A 16,282-nucleotide genomic window follows, 5' to 3' on the forward strand; every position below is an offset into this window, starting at 1 on the left:
TCCTAAAAGCTGGAGAACGTGAGTTTTCCGAGAATGGCCATGTGGCCCAGGGCGTGGACGACGTCCATGGTCGGCGAAGTGATCGCGTTGTTCGATTCGCCGGCCGCCAGCGACACGGCTTCACGCAGGCGGCTGATCAGGATCGGCGCGCCGGGCCTGGCATCGCGCAGGACCAGATCGGCCAGCTCCGCGCGGACAGCAGCCTGCACGGCCACCGTGTTCGGGGACAGCTTGATAACCAGGTCCAGCGCGTCGGCGATGGGCGCGGCCACAAAGGCCTCGGCCGTGACCGGGCGATGGGCATCGACGTAGGCCTGCACCTCGGCCACTTTCTCGGCGGTCGGGACGATGTGGGGCTCATCGTCACATACGAACAGAATCGTCACCGTGCCCAGCCCCAGTTGCAGCGGATACACCCAGGCGCGGGTCACACCCGGCACCGCCAAGGCCCAGAGTTCGTAATCGCCGGCCGCGCCGCCGTGCGGGGGTTGGCGGATTCGCTTCAACAAACGACTGAGCAGTTGTTCGTCTTTCTCGGCGTCCAGACCGCCATCGATCAGCCGTGAGACCACGGCGGTCGATTGCACGCCGGCAATGGGCGACAACAGAAACAGCGGCCGGTTGACCGGCAGATCGCCGTTAACCCCCGCCTCCACGGCCTCAACCGCAACCTCCAGCGTCGCCCCGATAAATACACCCTCGACCAGGGTTCGATACTGCACGCCATCCTGTCGTTGCAGGATCGTGCCGGCCGGCACCCATGCGCCGCTTGATCCGGTCAGCAACGCGGCGCCGCTGGAAAAGTCTGCGGTCTTGCGAAAGACCTTCCAGATGGCCGCCCAGCGTTCGAGGTATTCGTGTTCGGCGGTATCGATGATCGCCTGTTTGGCCGCCCAGTCGAGAAAGCCGTACAACATATGCACAGCGCCGGCCTCGGCCCGCGCCAGAATCCCCAGCAGCGAGCGGCGCAGCACCGCGCTTTCAATGCCGGTCACACGGCCGCTGATATCGGTGATCACCCGCTCGATCAGTTCCGTTAATGCAGGTCGAACAAAGGGCATCAGGCAATCCTCTTGCCGGCCTGAGCCGACCATTCATAGTTGTACCGGTAGCGCACGGCGGTGCCCGAAGGCCGGTAGATATCGATCACCAGCAGCATCACGCCTTGGGAATAAAAGGAAGCGGCCGCCTCGATACGGGTAGACACCTTGTCCTCGATCATCCAGGCCAACGCTTCCCGGCAATACTGCTGGGCGCGGCTCAGGGTTTGCGGCAGTTGCTTTTCGCGGGCCAGCAACCACAGCAAGGAGCCGGTCTGGTCGCTGGTCGACGTGTTTGTGATATCGCCCCAGTACCCGCGCAGGTCATCCTGCGGGTAGTCGGCCGGGATTTGCTCGGGCGTGGCGCGGCGGTCGGTGAACAGGCTGATGATCACCGCTGTTTCCAGGCCGTCATCGCGTTCAAGGTCAAAGCCCGACAGCACTAGGTCACCGCCAAATGCGGTCATCACCATTGCAGCATCGGCCATCAGACGGGCACTCCCGCGCCATTATCGGCATGCGTGTGCAGGCTGCCGACGGACTTGCCGTTATTGGTCAGGGTGCCGGTGCTGCTGACATTGCCCTGGATAACGAGGTTGCCGATGATCTGCACCTCGGGCGCCTCGATCTGCACCTTTGTGATCGCCGTGACCTTGATCAGGTCGCGCAGCAGCTCAATCCGGTTGCCCAAGTCGTCATAAATGGCAACTTCGCCAGGCTTAAGCGAAAGCCGGTAGCGACGGTCGTCGACCACCAGAACAATGCCCTGCTCGCGGTTGCCGCCCAGAAACGCCACGGCCACATCGCCGCCCAGCGGGTGGCTGGTAAAGCCGTAATTCTGCATATGCTCGACGCCGTCGCGCAGTTCGTCTTTCAGCAACTCGACCTGCACCTGTTGTCGGCTGGTGGCGTCATTGACGCTGCGCACGACGCCGCGGCTGAACATCATCATTACCCTTGAGCCTATGTCGCGCAGTGGGTTACCCATGGGCTTTTTCCTCCTCACCAATGGCCTCGGCCCAGATGTTGCGGCCGCTCTTCTTGCCCTTTTTGCCTTTCACGACCTTGGAATCGGGCGGCTCCGGCGAATAGGCCTGCGGGCTGACGATATCCAGCTTGGTCGTGGTGCCGGCGTCGCCGCGCTCGTAGGTGGCCTGACGAATGATCATCTCGCCGTCCAGGCGAAGCCACGGCGACTTGATCTGCAACAACATGCCCGGCTCCCATAACGGGCCGCCTGGCGTTTGCCGCCAGCCCTGTACCGTGATCGATGCGGTGGCCGACTTGCCCAGCCGGCTATTGGCTTCCCACGTCGCCCGCTCCTGGGCGCTGGCGCCGCTACTGCCCGACTCGGCCACAATCAATAATGGCCGGTACCGGGCGATGCCACTGTCACTGGCGCCGCCCGAGACATGCGCCTCGGTCTGGCCCTCGCTGTCAGGGTTGTAGGCGGCCTGGCCCTTGAGCAGATAACGGTGATAGCGCTGGCTGTGATCGATGCTGCCCGAGGCACTGAGGATGTTTTCGCCCTGCACCAGTCCGACCGAGGCGCGCTTGTTGCCGGCGCGGGTGATCAGCAGGCCGCCGGCGCCGTCGGGCATCAACAGCACACGCCGTTGGCGGGCATAGCGCTCGATGGCTTCGAACGCTGTTTCACCCTGCTGCAGCTTGCACACCGGAAACGGCTCGCCGAGGGCTACATCGGTTGAAATGCGCACGCCGAAGGGATGAGCCAGAATCTGGGCGAAGCGCAGCAGGCTGATGTTTTTCCACTCGTCCGGCGTATGCACCGCGCTGCAATCGATCAGGTCCGAGGTCTTGTCGCGGCCCTGGACATTGATAGTGTGGTCGGTCGCGCTGAACGACGGTTTGAAAATGTCGACATAGCCGATGACCATCGGAATGCCGCCCAGGCGCACTTCGCACTGATCGCCCGGCAGGATCGGCCAGGGTTCCGTCTGCCCGGCCCGGCCCTCTTGCCCTTCCCAGCGCTCGGTCAATTCGACCGTGAAGGCGCTGGAGGCCGCGTCCACCGCGCGGGTGACGCCCACCGAGGTCCAGCCGGAGTAGTTCATGCCGTTGACCAGCAGTTCCAGGTCATCCATCGGTCAGTACCTCAAGTTGTTGGCCGCCGGTCAAAAAGCCGGGCCGGCGTGGGTCGTTGCGCGTGACGATGTCGAGCTCGCGGCCTGCATCGCCATAAAGCTGATAGGCGACGAGCAATGACGGCAGGGTCTGGCGCGGCACATACCTGGCCAGCCGGGGCAGATCGTGCTCGGCACTCGGCACCGCCTGCACCATGGCCGTGCGCAGGCCTGTCAGCGCGACATAAACGAAGTCGTCGTCGGTGGCCTCGCTTTCATCGTCCAGCCGGTCCGCCAGCTCGGTGCGCACGGTCAGCGCTGCTTCATAGCTGTCGTACACCGCCGGTGCCGAGGTGGTTTCGGTGCCGCCACCGAAACCGTTCGGAATGATTACGGTGGTCTGGGTGACTACGGCGGCCATCGACGCTTGTGCAACGGCGGCATGACGGATCAGCGCGCCGAGCGCCTGGGTGTTGGCCGCCATCTGTTGCCGGCTGGGTGTAAGCGACCGGGCTGTGCGAAAAGTCTCTTTGGCGTCGACAAAGGTGATGTATTGGTCGTAAAGATCGATCAGGCCATTGAATGCACGGCTGCCGGAAGCGGAGCGCAGGCTTTCCACGGCTTCGACAACCTGCCGGGCCAGTTCCAGCGGTTGCTGGACCAGCTCGAACGCCTGGCTGCCGATCTGTTTAACGCCTAAATACTCGCTGACTGCTTGGAGTTCGGTCACGGCGGCTTCGGCCACGAACGCCGGATAGCCTTTGGTCGTGAAGCTCGACGCAAAGTCCTGCCGGGCTGCGCCGCTCACCTCGCCGCTCTTCTTGCTGATCGCGTTGATGCTGTCGACCCTGGCCGACGGGTACGACACTTCGCCCGCTTCCAGAAAGGTGATCGACAAGGTGCATTTACCGCCCTCTTCGGTGCTTTCGCTCACCGTCAGCCCGCGACACACGACGGTCAGTTCGCCCCGGTAAGGGTGAACGAGCACGCCAGATCCGGCCTGTTCGCAGGCCGCGATCAGAGTTTCGCGCTCGACGTCGTAATCCTGGCCCAGCAGATAGCCGGTGATATTGAATTCCCGCGCCTTGCGGCCAAGGTCTTCGGTGTAGGGCACATCGCGCTGGGCGGTCTCGTGCACCGACTGCCGGCGGCCGTGCGTGCTGTCTGCCGTGGACACGAAAAAGCCCACGCCGCGAAAAGTCGCGGCGCGGTAGTTGTCTCGCCAAGCCATGAAATGCTCCGGTTATCGGGCCTGCATTGAGTAACCGATGTCGGTGTCGAACTTCGCGCCCGGACTGCCCTCGGTCTTCACCTTGGTACCCGCCGGCAGGTTGTTCATATCGACTTTGACCCGCACCTCTTGCGGGGCTTGCTGCGGCTGGGCCTGTGCGGCAGCCTGCCCGATGCTCGCGGCTCGCTGGCCAAGGTCGGCCACCGGACGGTTCTGCACCAACGGCGCGCCGGGGTCTGCGGGGGAGGTTTGGGTTTCAGGCGTGCCGTTTTCAGCCGGCGCGCTGCCCACCGATCCGCCATCGATGCCAAGCAGGTCCTTGGCCCAGTCCGGCAAGCCATTCTTGATCGCTGCCACGGCGCCGCTGATTTTCTCGCCCAGAATCCCGGCCAGATCCCAACTGCCCAGATAGGTGAGCAAGCCATCAAAGCCCTCCTGCATCAGCGCGACGGGATTAAAGGCCTGCCACATCGCGGCGATGCCTGAAAGCTTCTCGCCCACAATGGCCCCGATATCCCAGCCGGTAAGGTAGTGGAGCAGCCCATTGAAAGCATTGAGCATCACGCTCACCGGGTTGTAGGCCAGCACCAGCTTGAACATGCCGTTGATGATGCCGTCGGCAAACACCGCCTTGATGCTCGCCCACATCCCGCTGAAGAAGCTGGCGATACCGTCCCAGTGCTTGTAGATGAGGTAGGCCGCTGCGCCAATTGCGACGACAGCCGCCAGAAACCAACCGATTGGTGTCAGCATGATCGTCATGCCTAACCCTTTCAGTGCCAGTGCAAGGTTCAGTACGCCCATGAGCAAGCCGCCGCCGATATACAGGCCCACGGCGGTAAAAATCAGGTTGGCCGCGCCGAAGGTCTCGGCCAGCGAACTGACAATGGCAATCACCGGCTGCACGCCGTCATACAGGTCACCGAGAAAGCCGGTGACCTTGGCGATATTGCCGGGCAGGTTTTCAGCAAAGGCGTTGGCAAAAGCCTCGATCTGCGGCCGGTACTTGATGATGACGTCGGTCAATTTGTTACCCAGTTCGGTGAGCTTGGGCATCAGCGCGCCGGCCACCACGTTCTTGACCCCGGTCAGGCTGTATTGCAGGTCGGTCAGCGAGTCGACAAAGGCTTCACCGCCTCGGGCGGCATCTTCGCCGATGACCAGCCCCAGTTCCTTGGCGCGGGCGGTCATGTCCTCCAGCCCCTCGGAGCCGCCGGCCAGCAGGGTGACCATCTGCGTACCCACCTGAGCACCAAACAATTTAGCGGCCGCCGCCGCACGCAACGAGGGCGACTGGATGCGTTGCAGCTTGTCGGCCAGCTCGGGCAGGATCTGCTCGGTGGTGCGCGCGGCGCCCGAGGCATCGCGCAGTTTGATGCCGAAGCCGTCCAGCACCTCAAGCGCCGGCCCCTTGCCCACCAGGGCGGTGCCAAGATTGGTGTTGAGTTTCAACAGGGCCTTGGAAAACTCTTCATTACCAATGCCCGCCCGATCCGCCGCAAAGCGCCAGGCCTGAAACTGCTCGACCCCGACACCGACCCGGTCGGCGGTCTTCGCCGTCAGGTCGCCGGCCTTGGCAAACGAGGTCACCAGCGCCCCGACGGCGCCGGTCAGGGCGCCGATGCCGGCCACGCCGATGGCGCCCAGGGTGGCGATGTTTTTACCCAAACCGACCGCTGCCGAGCCAACATTGCGCATCTGCGCGCCCAGCAGCGGCACACCGGCCCGATCCAGCGCGCCGCGCACAGCGTTGCTGGCCGAACGCACCTTGCCAAAGATGCCGCGCAGGGGCGCCGTGATCCGGTCCACCGCCTTGACGATGACATTCAGGGAGTAACCTTTGTTTGCTGCCATCCCACCCACTCCTCGGTGCGTTCCAGCCACCAGTTGAGTTCCTCGAAATCCATGTCCATGGCTTCCGAGGGCTGCACGCCCATGACCTTGACGACCACAGTTACCCCTGAGGCCCACCCCCGAGGTGCTTGAACAAAAAATCGCGGGCTTCCTGAATCACCCGCTCCTGGTCGTCTTCGCTCAGTTCCTCCAGCAGCGCCGGGGGCTGGCCGACCATCTTGGCGCCCAGGTCGATCAGCGTGGCGAAGTCCATATCGATGCCGCCGCAGCCCTTGCCATCGGAGGTCACGCGCAGGGCGTGGCCGCGCAGGTATTTCAACTTGCGCACCACGGTCAGCTCGGTGCAGGTCTCTTTGCCGAAGGTGACGGGCTCGGTCAGGGTGATGGTGGTTTGCTTGGCCATTACGCGACCTCCTCGCAGGACATGCCTTCAAAACGGCAGGCAATGTTGCCTTCCTCGGTGTTGCCGGTGCCTTCGCCCGCGTACCAGGCTTTGCTCAGGGTGATGACCTTGCCGTTGGCCAGCTCCAGGGTGACGGTGGCGTCGTCGAGGGTCACCAGGTCTTCAAGGCTCAGCTCCTTGCGGTCGGTGATCTCACCTTCGATGAACGGAATCTGCGGCGTTTCCTTGTAGCCGTGGACCACGTCGGCGCCGACGATGCCTTCGCGTTTGGGCTTACCGAGGTTGTAGGTGAAGTTGCCCTTGGCGAAATAGATGTCGCCGTTGACCTTCAGACTGATGATGCCGCCAATGCGGTTCTTGCTCATGGGTGCTCCTGACGTCCGCCGTTACAGGCGGAACTGAATTTTGTTGGCGACGATGCGCAGCTGGTTGACCAGGTCCGGCGGCAGCAGCATGTCCATGCGGTTGGGGTCACTGGCGTTGCGCTCGGCGATGAGGTTGGCCTTGAAGTCGGGCATGTTCTCGACCAGCCCGAGGGTTTCCCACTCGCGGAATTTGGCGATGGCCTCGGCTTTCATGACCACCGGGGTGACCACGGCCTGGCCGATGCCGTAGCGGGTGCCGTCGGCCGCCAGCTTGTGACGCGGGTATTTGCGCAGGATGTAGTCGCGCCAGTCGTGGCGGATGTACATCAGGGTGAACAGCGTTTCGCTGTCCAGGTAGCTGATGTCCGGGGCACCGGCGCTGTTGGTCTTGTAGGTGGTGATCAGCCGCTCGACGAGCAGGCGGCCATCGTTGCTGACCTTGGTCGTCGCGATGCCGTCGAACAGCAGCAGGTTGCGTTCCTGATTGGTCAGGCGATGAGCCGCTGCCGGGGCCAGGCACCATGCATAGGGCAGGTTCTGGATCGGCCGCGCCGGGTCGATGGCCGCGTACAAGGCGGCAATGGCCATGGTCTCGGCGGCCTTTTCGTACGCCGGCATCGGTTCGTCGTTGGCCATGACGATGACCAAGTGCGAACTGTTATGGCTGTCACCCAGGGCGCCGAGCGAACCCGGCGTGCCGCGTGCGGCGACGAAGGCATGCGCCTCGATCTCGCGGTTCCAGGCAAATCGGCTGTCGAGTTCGGTCTTGATCGTGCTCAGCGTGGCGGCGTCGCTGTAGGCCACCGCCCAGGTCTGAAACCATTCATCGCCCAGCGCGGCCAAGGCACTGCCAAGATCCGGATTTCCGGCGCCGCCGGCGAAGGCGCTGGCCGTCACGTCGACGCCGGCAGGCAGGATCTGCCCGCTGTAGTAGTTCACCCGCGCGTCCAGGCTATTACCGCTTTCGCCCTTGTGGCGGCTGGTCAGCGTGAGCATGCCCGCACTCCGGGTGTTCACAGCTGTCACCTCTGGCACATCAACCGTCGCTACCACCGGCATATCCGCGGTGGCATTGATAGCCGAAACAGCAGCCGCTGCCATCGCAGCCGGCGTATCACCACTGAGCACACCGACCGCCACACGGCGACCGGCAATCATCAGTTCGACCGTGCCGGACGCCGTCGCAGTGCCCTCGAAGGTCAGCGTGCCGGTGGCGGCCACGCCAGCGGGATTGTCGATGACCGGCAACACCTGCAGCTCGGTGTAGGTATCGATGGCCATCGCGGCGCGGACCATGCCGGCGAGCATGGAGCCGGCGCCAAAGGCGCTGTCGGCCTGGGCGGCGCTGGTGATGCGGATCAGCGCATCGGCGGGCGCGGTGCCGCTGGCCAGTTTCTGGCCGATCAGCAAACGCCGATAACTGACCGCCTGCGGCCCGCTGACCGCCTTGCTGTTGTCGATTTCGCTGTACACGCCCGGCTTGCGCAGGGTGCCGGCGCCCGGAATGGTGTCGAAGCTGATGCTCATCGTTTGCCCTCATTCGGTTTCACGGCCCGGCTTTCAGGCACATGAATGACGATGTCGCCGGCCATTAACCGGCGCTGCCAGTAGCTGTTCATTTCGATTGCCTTGCCCTCGGCGGGCAGTGCTTCGTAGGTGTCAGGGTTTCGTACCAGCCGGCCCTCGGCAGGCTTGACGAGCACACGCGTGGTCATGGGTTGAGGTCCTTGATAAGGGTTTGGGCACGGTCAGCGGCATCAGGCTGCGCGTTGTGCAGGCTGTAGTCGGTGTGCAAGGTGTTGAAGTCCGGCAAGGATGCGTTGAACAGGTCGTCGGGGTGACGGTCCAGGTATTGGGCATTGAGGATGATCCGGCAGCCGCCGATCAGCTCGGCGCCGTCGTCGCGGATGATCATCTTGGTCGAGGCATACAGCAGGTCGTTGACCGTGCCACCCAGCGTGTCGTCGACCAGCAGCAGGTTTTCAACCTGACGCGCCAGGGTATCGAGCGTGTCGTCCAGCGCCTCGGTGGCACTGGCATGAATCTCGATCACCAGTTGCACGGTGCGCAGGTACTCGCGCGGCGCGGCGTGCTGCAGCTCGCCCTGCTCGTCCAGCGTGTAAACGATGATGGCCGGCAGTTCGTTCTGCCAGTCGTTGGTAATCAGCGGCGCCACCCGGCTGGCAAACACACGGGCACCGGCCGAGGTGCGCCCCAGTAACTGGGCACACGCCTGTTTGCGGATCGCTTCTCTGGGATGAGTCATGGTCAGACCTTTTTGAGGATGATCGTCACGCCCGCAATGCCGTCCGGCTGCACGTCGTGGACACGGTAAAGCTGGCCACGGGCGCGGACGCGGACATGGCTGGTCGGCTCGCTGGGCAGATCGGCCAGGCACACGCCCAGCATGGGGTTAGTGCTGGACACCGGAGCGCCGGTGTCCGGATCGACGCTGACATGTGCGCTATCGAACACCGCCTTGGGCAAGCCAACACCCGGCTCGACGCCGTCAGTCAGCCAGTACACGGCCTCCTTACCTTCGCTAAAGGTATGCACGGCGATGCCCAGCATGCGTTGCGCCATGTCGGCCCAGGCCACCTACTTTTTCCCCTTATCGATCTCGACCTCGATCTCGGCCGGCGCGGCCACACCGTTCAGGCGGCAGGCACCGGCACCAGAGGGGTTCGGTTTGGCCTCGGTGGCCAGGCCCACCAGCACCCCGCCGGCCACCGGCACATTGCTCAGCGCGCGGGTGGCAGGATCGATGTACAGCGCGTCGCCGACCGCCCAGCTTTCGGCGGGGATTTTTGCCAGCTGAAACACGCCTTCCAGCTTGAGCGCGACCAATTCGCCGACGTTTTGTGTGGTCGTGGCCACACCGATGAGCGAACCAACTTTGTACAGTTCGCCCGAGCGTGTGCCACCAGCGGGTGCCGGGACGGTGATGCAGTCGCCGTTCTGGATGAATGTTTTCATGTGGGATTTCCTTCAAAACAATAAAGGCGCCGTTCGGCGCCTTTGAGGAGGTGGTGCAGGATCAGTTGAGGGTCACGCGCCTGGATTCTTGTACGCGCCCCGGTAATCGATCCACGCCGCACCAAACACCAGCCGCGCCTTGATCTCCATCCCATCGACTTCAAAGCCTTCACGGGTCTCGGTGAACACGCCCTGTTCGCCTTCGAGGTAGGCGTATTCAAAGGTGTCGATGGCATTGGGCGAGGCGTACAGGTACCACTGATTGCCCTGGATACGGGCGTCGACGATCACCGTCAGCGCGGCGTTGCGCACGTCGTTGATGTCGGCGTTTTTGGCCGGCACATAGTTGGAGCTGGTGAACTGGTAGGCCTCCAGTTCCTTGTCCGGCCCCACCACCAGAAACTCAGGCGCCAGGTTGAGAAACTCATCGGCCTTGGTTTTCTGTTTGCGCATCGCCGCGCGGGCCGCTGCCAGGCTGGCGGTGTTGATCGCCCCGGCGCCGGCGGCCAGGTTGCCGTGGTCGGCGTGAAAGATCGGCTTGCCGTCGGTAAAGTTGGGGTTGCCCAGCAACAGCGACCAGACCACATTCGATTCGGTGCGCGCAGCGGCCGCGCCCAGTGATGCCGGGACGCGGGTCAAGGCGCCCAGGTCATCGTTGATGATCGCCTCCCAGGTGATGGCAATGATCTTGCCGTACTTGACGACCTTGAGCGGCGCGCCGTCCTCGGACAGCTCGCCGTACTGGTACTCGCCGTGTTCGGCCACGCGCTCCAGCGCGGAAATATCGCCCATCGCCGCACGGGTCACCGCGCGGAAATCCGGCACGGTGGTTTGCCGGCCCAGCGGGCGCCAGGTCTGCGGCGCCACGGTGTAGGCATCGCGCAGCGTGCGGTTGACGGTCGAGCCCAGCAGCAAGGGGAAATCACTGGTGCTGTGCATGCCGGCGGCGCGCACGGCAGACCGGTCGCAGCCCAACGCGGCCTTGGCCAGTTCTTGCGGGGTCAGGCCCCGCGTGCTGCCGCCGGCCATTTCCACGAACTCGCGGGCCATGTCCACCAGGCGCATGCCACGAAACTCGCGACCGGCCTCCTCCAGCTGGATCGCCGGGTTGCAGCGCGCCAACAAGGCGTTCTGCATGGCGCCACGCTTGGCCGCCAGCACTGCCACGTCCTGGCCGCCGTTTACGATGGTGGGCTGAGTGCTGCGGGTGTCGGGCTGATCCTTCGTCTGACGTTCAGCCAGCTTGTCGATGATCGCCACGCTAGCGTCCGACACCGACACACCGCGCGCGATCAGGTCATCAATAAAGGCCTCATCGCCAAGACTTACCTTGCGCGCCATGCTGCGGATACTCAGGCTGCGCTTGCGTTCGGCTTCGGCGGATTCACGACGAATCGCCTCTTCGGCCGCACGCTTTTCTTCTTCGGTCATTGCATTTTCCTCTTGGAGTACAGGCACGGCGGCCGGTATTTCGGCAGGCGCTGCGGCCTGTCGTGTTTCAAAAACAGTGGTGAAGCGCGGGCCGTCGTAGGCGGCCGGCGTCGTGGCGCTGCGAATCTTGGCGCCGTCGTCGAAACCGATCGGCACCAGCGACAGCTCCTGGGGTTCCCAGTCGACGGCGCGGTAGGTGGGCAACTTGTCGTCTTCTGCCTCGACCACTTCATAGCGGTGCACGGCATAGCCGACGCTGATGTTGCGCAGGATGCCGTCCTGCACATCACGAAAGATGGCCTCGACGTCGGCGCGCTGACTGAAGCGCACCAGCGCCCGCCCTTCGGCACCTTCGATCCAGGCTTTTTCGACGACACCAATCACATCATTGAGGTCGTAAGCGCCGTGGGCATTGAGGAACGGCGCGCCGTTGTTGAGCCGGTCCAGACGCACGGCATCCGCACTGATCTCCAGCTCTTCCATGTAACTGCCGACATCCCACGACCAGCGCCGGCCCTTGGCCCCGGTGGTCCAGGTCAGCTCGACCGTGCGCGCCTCGATGTCGACAGAGCCCTCACGCACGGCGGCACGCAGGCTGAGCATGGGTGTTTCAAAGGTCTGGCTTGTCGTCTGCGTCGTCTGCACTGGAGCTGGCATCGTCGGGTTTCTCTTCGTTGGGGGGCGCCTGGGCCGGCGAGCCAGCGGCCGCGACCCGGCGTGGATCGCAATCGAGCACCAGTTGGTACAGGTCGATCAGTTGGTTGGCTTTGCTGATTTGCTCGGCGTGACGTTTCGGGTCGGTGATGCCCAGCTCGCGCAACGCGTCGGGCCAGGTGGTCAGGCCGTTGCGCACGCGGGTGATGACGTTTTCGGTTTCGGCCTTGGGATCGACCATGTCGCGGCGCGGCGGCACCCAGTACGCCTTGACGTCGTCCAGTACGCCACCAGGCAACAGCGCCTGTGCCTCCATGAACCAGCGCCAGACCTGATCGCACAGCTGCGGGATCAACATGCGCCACTGCCACACGTCCACCCGCCGGGCAAAGTTGAGCCAGCCCATACGCCCGCTGGAAAAGTTGACGCCTTTGAGGTCGCCGGTCAGCAGTTCGTAAGGGACGCCCAGGCCGACGGCGATGGCATGCAGCGCCTGCCATGAATACGGCGTGTAGCCGTTGAAGGTCGGCGGCGTGCCGAAGGTGACCGACTCGCCCATTGCCAGCTCCTGGAGCATGCCCGGTTCCATCCGGTCAATCAGCGGCGGGCGCTTTGCCAGTGACGCGTTGCCTTCAGGATCCTTGGTGATGAAACCCGCGAAACAGGCCGCAATCTTGGCCTGCTCCATGACCGCATCTTCCATTTCATCGAAGTTGCGCAGGCGCTGGATGACCGGGGCCAGCCAGCTGTAGCCCCGCGCCTGGCCCGGCCGCTTGCGCAGAAACACATGAATCACGTCCTCGGCCGGCACCCGCCGCGATTGCAGCGAGCCCCACGACGCATTGGCGCCGGGGTGTTCATCGAACAACCAATAGGCCACCCGACGGCCCAGCGCGTCGAACTCGATACCCTGGATAATCCGGTTCTGCCCGACGATGGCGGCCTTTGATTCATCGAGAAAATCCGCCTCCAGTACCTGCAACTGGAGCGGCACCGACAGGCCGTCAGAGCTGAACCGTCGGCGCCGACGAATCAGGCACTCGCCACTTTCGGCCACCGCTTCCATGACCATGTGCTGCTGGCCGTAAAAGTTTTCCAGACCATCCGCATCGCACTCGGTGGTCTCAGCCCAGGCTTGCCAGAGGTCCATCAACTTGACGCCGTCGCGATCACGGCGGGCCAGCGGCAGCGGCACGATCCCGGCGCCGACCGTGTTGTCGGCAATCCCGGTGATGGCGCGTTCGGCAAACGGGTTGTTACGGCGTTGATCACGCGCCCGGTTGCGCAGCTTGGCCAGCGCCGGGGCGTTTTCGACATTGGCATCGGCGCCGGTGGCACGCCAGCCATCGTTACGGCGGCCACCGGCGGCGCCTTCAAAACGGCGCTTCATCAGGTCCATGGTCATCTCGGTGCGCAGCTTTTTCAGCCGGGCGTCCGAGCGCCTGGCCGCGTACCCAGGGAACAGCCGGTCGAGCATGCTCATGGTCAGTAGCCCTTGGAGAATGAGGTGTAACGGCGGCCATGATCGTGCTGGGCATCCAGGCCCAGGTCGTTGGCCATCAGCTTGAGGATCCGGATCATCTCGTCGAGCGACCGATAGGTGACGCTCTTGTCGGCATAGCGCACGACCAGCGCCCCTTCGGCGATGGCGGCCTGCAAGGCGTGGTACTGCTCGATGGTAAAAGCCATGGTTCTCGCTACCAGAAGGTGGATTTCTTGCGGGGGCGTTCGGGCGGCTCGTTCGAGTCGCCAAACTGCGCCGGTTGCAGCAGGTCAAGGTTCAGGCCGAAGCGCTGTTGGGAAATGCGTAGGGCCGCCAAGGCGTACACAAAACAGTCGAGCGCCTCGTTGCGGCGCCCGCCGTTATCCCAGCGCATGACGCGCTTGCCTTTGGCGATAACGGCTTTTTTCTTTTCCGAGGTGAGCTGCCGGGTCTCCGACTCGTCGCAGATCGCGTCGTTGGCCGGCAGGTGCACGACACCCGGCTGGGGCACGCCGGCCTGAGAGGCAGATGTGTCGACGGGCAACACCATGCGGCTGTACAGCAGTTCCTTGGCGTTGTCGGTGCCAACCTCGGTGAGGTACACCTTGTGCATCTTGTTCTTGGTGCGCGGAAAGTTGGCGATGGGCTTGCCATAGATCGTCGCGCCACGGATGGGGATCACCCATTGCACGCCGTGCTTGCGGCTCTCGGCGTAGACCTCGTCGGCATAGTGGCCGCCGGCATCCCACGTCCAGCGCTCGACCTTCATCCGGACGCCGTCCGTACGGGTGAACTGTCGGTGCAGTTCAAGCCCCACTTTGCGGCGCAGCTCTTCACTGGCCGGGTCGCCCATCAGAATGAAGCGGTACACCAGCCAGGCCTCTTCGCCCAGACCGAAGGCCCAGATCCTGCCTTCAAGCCGGTCATCTTGCGTGTCGATGCCACCGACCAGCACGAGGGCAAGTCCCGGCACCGATGGGTACACCTCGCGGCGACCATAAAGCACTTCGTGATCGAGCTTCTCGCCCTGGTCGTCGTCCCAGACTTCACCTCGGGTGGTGTTGATGAAGGTGATCAGCTTGGTGACATCGCCCTTGATCTTGAGCCATTCCTCGACAAGGCTGAGCCAGGTGCTCCAGGTGCTGTAGATCGCCCAGATGCTGAAGCTGACCGAACGCGGCGTGCGGATGATTTCACCGTCCGGGCCGAACCAGTCCATGCCGTCCCGCGTCCAGATGCCGGTCTTGTCGCAGAGCCACCGTCCGGTCTTAGAGGACTCGACCATCTCGTTGTGCCAGATCACACACGCGGTGTGCTCGCACACGTACCAGGCACGCTCGGCTTCACCCAGCGCATTCTTCTCCCACTTCAAACCGAACTCACAATCCTTGCCGCCCCACTTGAGCGTCTGCTCCTGCCGACAGTGCGGGCAGTCAATGTAGAAGCGCAGCAGGTAAGGCGATTCCTCGACGGCCTTGGTGATCTGGCACGAGCCGGCGCGCTTGGGCGTCGAGCCCCGGATCGACTTGGGGTACGTGGCGCCGTTAAGGCGCTTGTCGCCCAGGGTGATCGGCGCGCCCTCGCCTTCGACACTCGCATCGAAGTTGGACAGCTCGTCGTAGATCACCTCGTCGGCCGACTTCTCCCGGTAGTTGCGCGAGGCCTTGCCACCGCGAATCCACAGCGTGCGCCGATTGCTGAAAATCTTCTGATCGAGGGTGTTGTCACTGTTTTTCTTGCCGAACCATGGCGCCAGTTTGCACAACACCGCCACATCGCGAATCAGGCCGTTGACGTGGCTCTTGCTGATGTCCTCGGCGTCCGGGTCGGTCGGGCTCCACATCATCACGTTGCGGCGTTTGTGCTGGATCTTGTAACCGATATTGGCCATCAACAACTTGGTGTAACCGATGCGCGCCGACTTGATGAAGTTGACGACGTTGATCAGGTCATTGCCCATGCTGTTGAGGATCGCGACCTGAAACGCCTCGGTCGACCACTTGCCCTCGTTGTACGAGGACTCGGCCGACATGTAGAAATGCTTGTCGGCCCACTCGACTGCCGTTTTCGGTGGTTCTTTATAAAGCGCCTGGAGCCCCAGCTTGATCGCCTTGCGCAGATCATTCAGCCAGGGACTCGACATACTCATCTAACAGTTCCGGAAGTTGATCGCCAAAACTGGCGGTGATATTGCGGGCCAGCGCGATCTCGCGCTCGACCGACTCGATGATGCGGGCGTCGACCTCGGGGTGACGCCGCGCCACGGTCTTGCCGACGGTGTCCAGTTTCGAGCCGATCTGCGCAGCGATCTTGGCCAGGGCAAAGGTGGCAAACGGGACGGGCACCAGCTGCTTGTCGAGCACCAGGTTCTTCTTCTCCTGGGCCACTCGTTGCGCGGCAGTGAGACCGCGACGCTCCTCGAGCAGCTTGTATTCCATCAACGGATCGACACCTTCGGTTTCGTCACCCGTTGGTTGTTGTTTCCGCTGTGCATGGTCGAGTCGGTTTTCGACCACGATCTGCACCGTGTAGAAGGCTTCGCGACCGATACGGGCGACAGGTGAAACGCCCCATTTGTCAAAGGCTTGCGGCGAAATCCCGAGGCTCGACGCCATCTCGGATTTGTTCAACCAGCCGCGCTGTTTGGTTGCTTCGTTTTTGGCCATGACTAAACAACAACCAACCTCTGAAAAAAGGTCATACATAGTTGAAGGGCGGGGCCCGAATTACCCGCAAGCCCCCGGGGGCCGGGGAAGGACCC

General features: G+C 63.3%; 18 protein-coding genes. All 18 read right to left on the bottom strand.

Annotation, left to right across the window (positions count from 1 at the left end):
- Positions 1-2: 2 nt before the first annotated feature.
- The 18 genes from ACYP2A_RS01575 to ACYP2A_RS01660 all read right to left on the bottom strand — a co-directional run bounded on the left by ACYP2A_RS01575 (position 3) and on the right by ACYP2A_RS01660 (position 16,187).
- Complete coding sequence (locus tag ACYP2A_RS01575; protein WP_459742123.1) at positions 3-1,061, bottom strand: baseplate J/gp47 family protein; 1,059 nt, start codon at positions 1,059-1,061, stop codon at positions 3-5.
- Positions 1,061-1,528 (bottom strand): phage GP46 family protein, encoded by a 468-nt coding sequence (locus ACYP2A_RS01580; protein WP_459742125.1) that lies wholly within the window; start codon positions 1,526-1,528, stop codon positions 1,061-1,063. Before ACYP2A_RS01580 ends, ACYP2A_RS01575 begins: the two co-directional genes overlap by 1 nt.
- Positions 1,528-2,028, bottom strand: coding sequence for a phage baseplate assembly protein V (locus ACYP2A_RS01585; protein ID WP_459742127.1), 501 nt, complete (start codon positions 2,026-2,028; stop codon positions 1,528-1,530). The genes ACYP2A_RS01580 and ACYP2A_RS01585 overlap by 1 nt, the downstream gene beginning before the upstream one ends.
- The gene (locus tag ACYP2A_RS01590) at positions 2,021-3,145 is read right to left on the bottom strand and encodes a phage baseplate assembly protein (protein ID WP_459742129.1); all 1,125 of its coding nucleotides are present in this window, start codon (positions 3,143-3,145) and stop codon (positions 2,021-2,023) included. Before ACYP2A_RS01590 ends, ACYP2A_RS01585 begins: the two co-directional genes overlap by 8 nt.
- A complete protein-coding gene (locus tag ACYP2A_RS01595) occupies positions 3,138-4,355 on the bottom strand; it encodes a DNA circularization protein (protein WP_459742131.1) in 1,218 nt (405 codons plus the stop codon). Before ACYP2A_RS01595 ends, ACYP2A_RS01590 begins: the two co-directional genes overlap by 8 nt.
- Before the next feature lie 12 nt (positions 4,356-4,367).
- Positions 4,368-6,209 (bottom strand): hypothetical protein, encoded by a 1,842-nt coding sequence (locus ACYP2A_RS01600; RefSeq protein ID WP_459742133.1) that lies wholly within the window; start codon positions 6,207-6,209, stop codon positions 4,368-4,370.
- Between the two features lie 100 nt (positions 6,210-6,309).
- Complete coding sequence (locus ACYP2A_RS01605; RefSeq protein ID WP_459742135.1) at positions 6,310-6,612, bottom strand: phage tail assembly protein; 303 nt, start codon at positions 6,610-6,612, stop codon at positions 6,310-6,312.
- Positions 6,612-6,977, bottom strand: a complete 366-nt coding sequence (locus tag ACYP2A_RS01610) for a phage tail tube protein (RefSeq protein ID WP_459742137.1) — start codon at positions 6,975-6,977, stop codon at positions 6,612-6,614. Before ACYP2A_RS01610 ends, ACYP2A_RS01605 begins: the two co-directional genes overlap by 1 nt.
- Positions 6,978-6,998: 21 nt before the next feature.
- Complete coding sequence (locus tag ACYP2A_RS01615) at positions 6,999-8,504, bottom strand: phage tail sheath subtilisin-like domain-containing protein (RefSeq protein WP_459742140.1); 1,506 nt, start codon at positions 8,502-8,504, stop codon at positions 6,999-7,001.
- The gene (locus ACYP2A_RS01620) at positions 8,501-8,692 is read right to left on the bottom strand and encodes a DUF2635 domain-containing protein (protein WP_459742142.1); all 192 of its coding nucleotides are present in this window, start codon (positions 8,690-8,692) and stop codon (positions 8,501-8,503) included. The genes ACYP2A_RS01615 and ACYP2A_RS01620 overlap by 4 nt, the downstream gene beginning before the upstream one ends.
- Positions 8,689-9,243 (bottom strand): hypothetical protein, encoded by a 555-nt coding sequence (locus ACYP2A_RS01625; protein ID WP_459742144.1) that lies wholly within the window; start codon positions 9,241-9,243, stop codon positions 8,689-8,691. The genes ACYP2A_RS01620 and ACYP2A_RS01625 overlap by 4 nt, the downstream gene beginning before the upstream one ends.
- Positions 9,244-9,245: 2 nt before the next feature.
- A complete protein-coding gene (locus ACYP2A_RS01630; RefSeq protein WP_459742146.1) occupies positions 9,246-9,575 on the bottom strand; it encodes a head-tail joining protein in 330 nt (109 codons plus the stop codon).
- Positions 9,576-9,953, bottom strand: coding sequence for a DUF2190 family protein (locus ACYP2A_RS01635; RefSeq protein ID WP_459742148.1), 378 nt, complete (start codon positions 9,951-9,953; stop codon positions 9,576-9,578).
- A gap of 72 nt (positions 9,954-10,025) precedes the next feature.
- Positions 10,026-11,987 (bottom strand): prohead protease/major capsid protein fusion protein, encoded by a 1,962-nt coding sequence (locus tag ACYP2A_RS01640; RefSeq protein WP_459742150.1) that lies wholly within the window; start codon positions 11,985-11,987, stop codon positions 10,026-10,028.
- 7 nt (positions 11,988-11,994) lie between these two features.
- Complete coding sequence (locus tag ACYP2A_RS01645) at positions 11,995-13,521, bottom strand: phage portal protein (RefSeq protein ID WP_459742154.1); 1,527 nt, start codon at positions 13,519-13,521, stop codon at positions 11,995-11,997.
- 2 nt (positions 13,522-13,523) lie between these two features.
- Positions 13,524-13,727: a phage head-tail joining protein gene (locus ACYP2A_RS01650; protein ID WP_459742157.1), complete on the bottom strand. Its 204-nt coding sequence runs from the start codon at positions 13,725-13,727 to the stop codon at positions 13,524-13,526.
- A gap of 8 nt (positions 13,728-13,735) precedes the next feature.
- Positions 13,736-15,670: a phage terminase large subunit family protein gene (locus ACYP2A_RS01655; RefSeq protein ID WP_459742159.1), complete on the bottom strand. Its 1,935-nt coding sequence runs from the start codon at positions 15,668-15,670 to the stop codon at positions 13,736-13,738.
- Positions 15,642-16,187, bottom strand: a complete 546-nt coding sequence (locus ACYP2A_RS01660; protein WP_459742162.1) for a terminase small subunit — start codon at positions 16,185-16,187, stop codon at positions 15,642-15,644. The genes ACYP2A_RS01655 and ACYP2A_RS01660 overlap by 29 nt, the downstream gene beginning before the upstream one ends.
- Positions 16,188-16,282: the final 95 nt, after the last annotated feature.

The sequence above is a fragment of the Pseudomonas sp. 3A(2025) genome, from assembly GCF_054589175.1.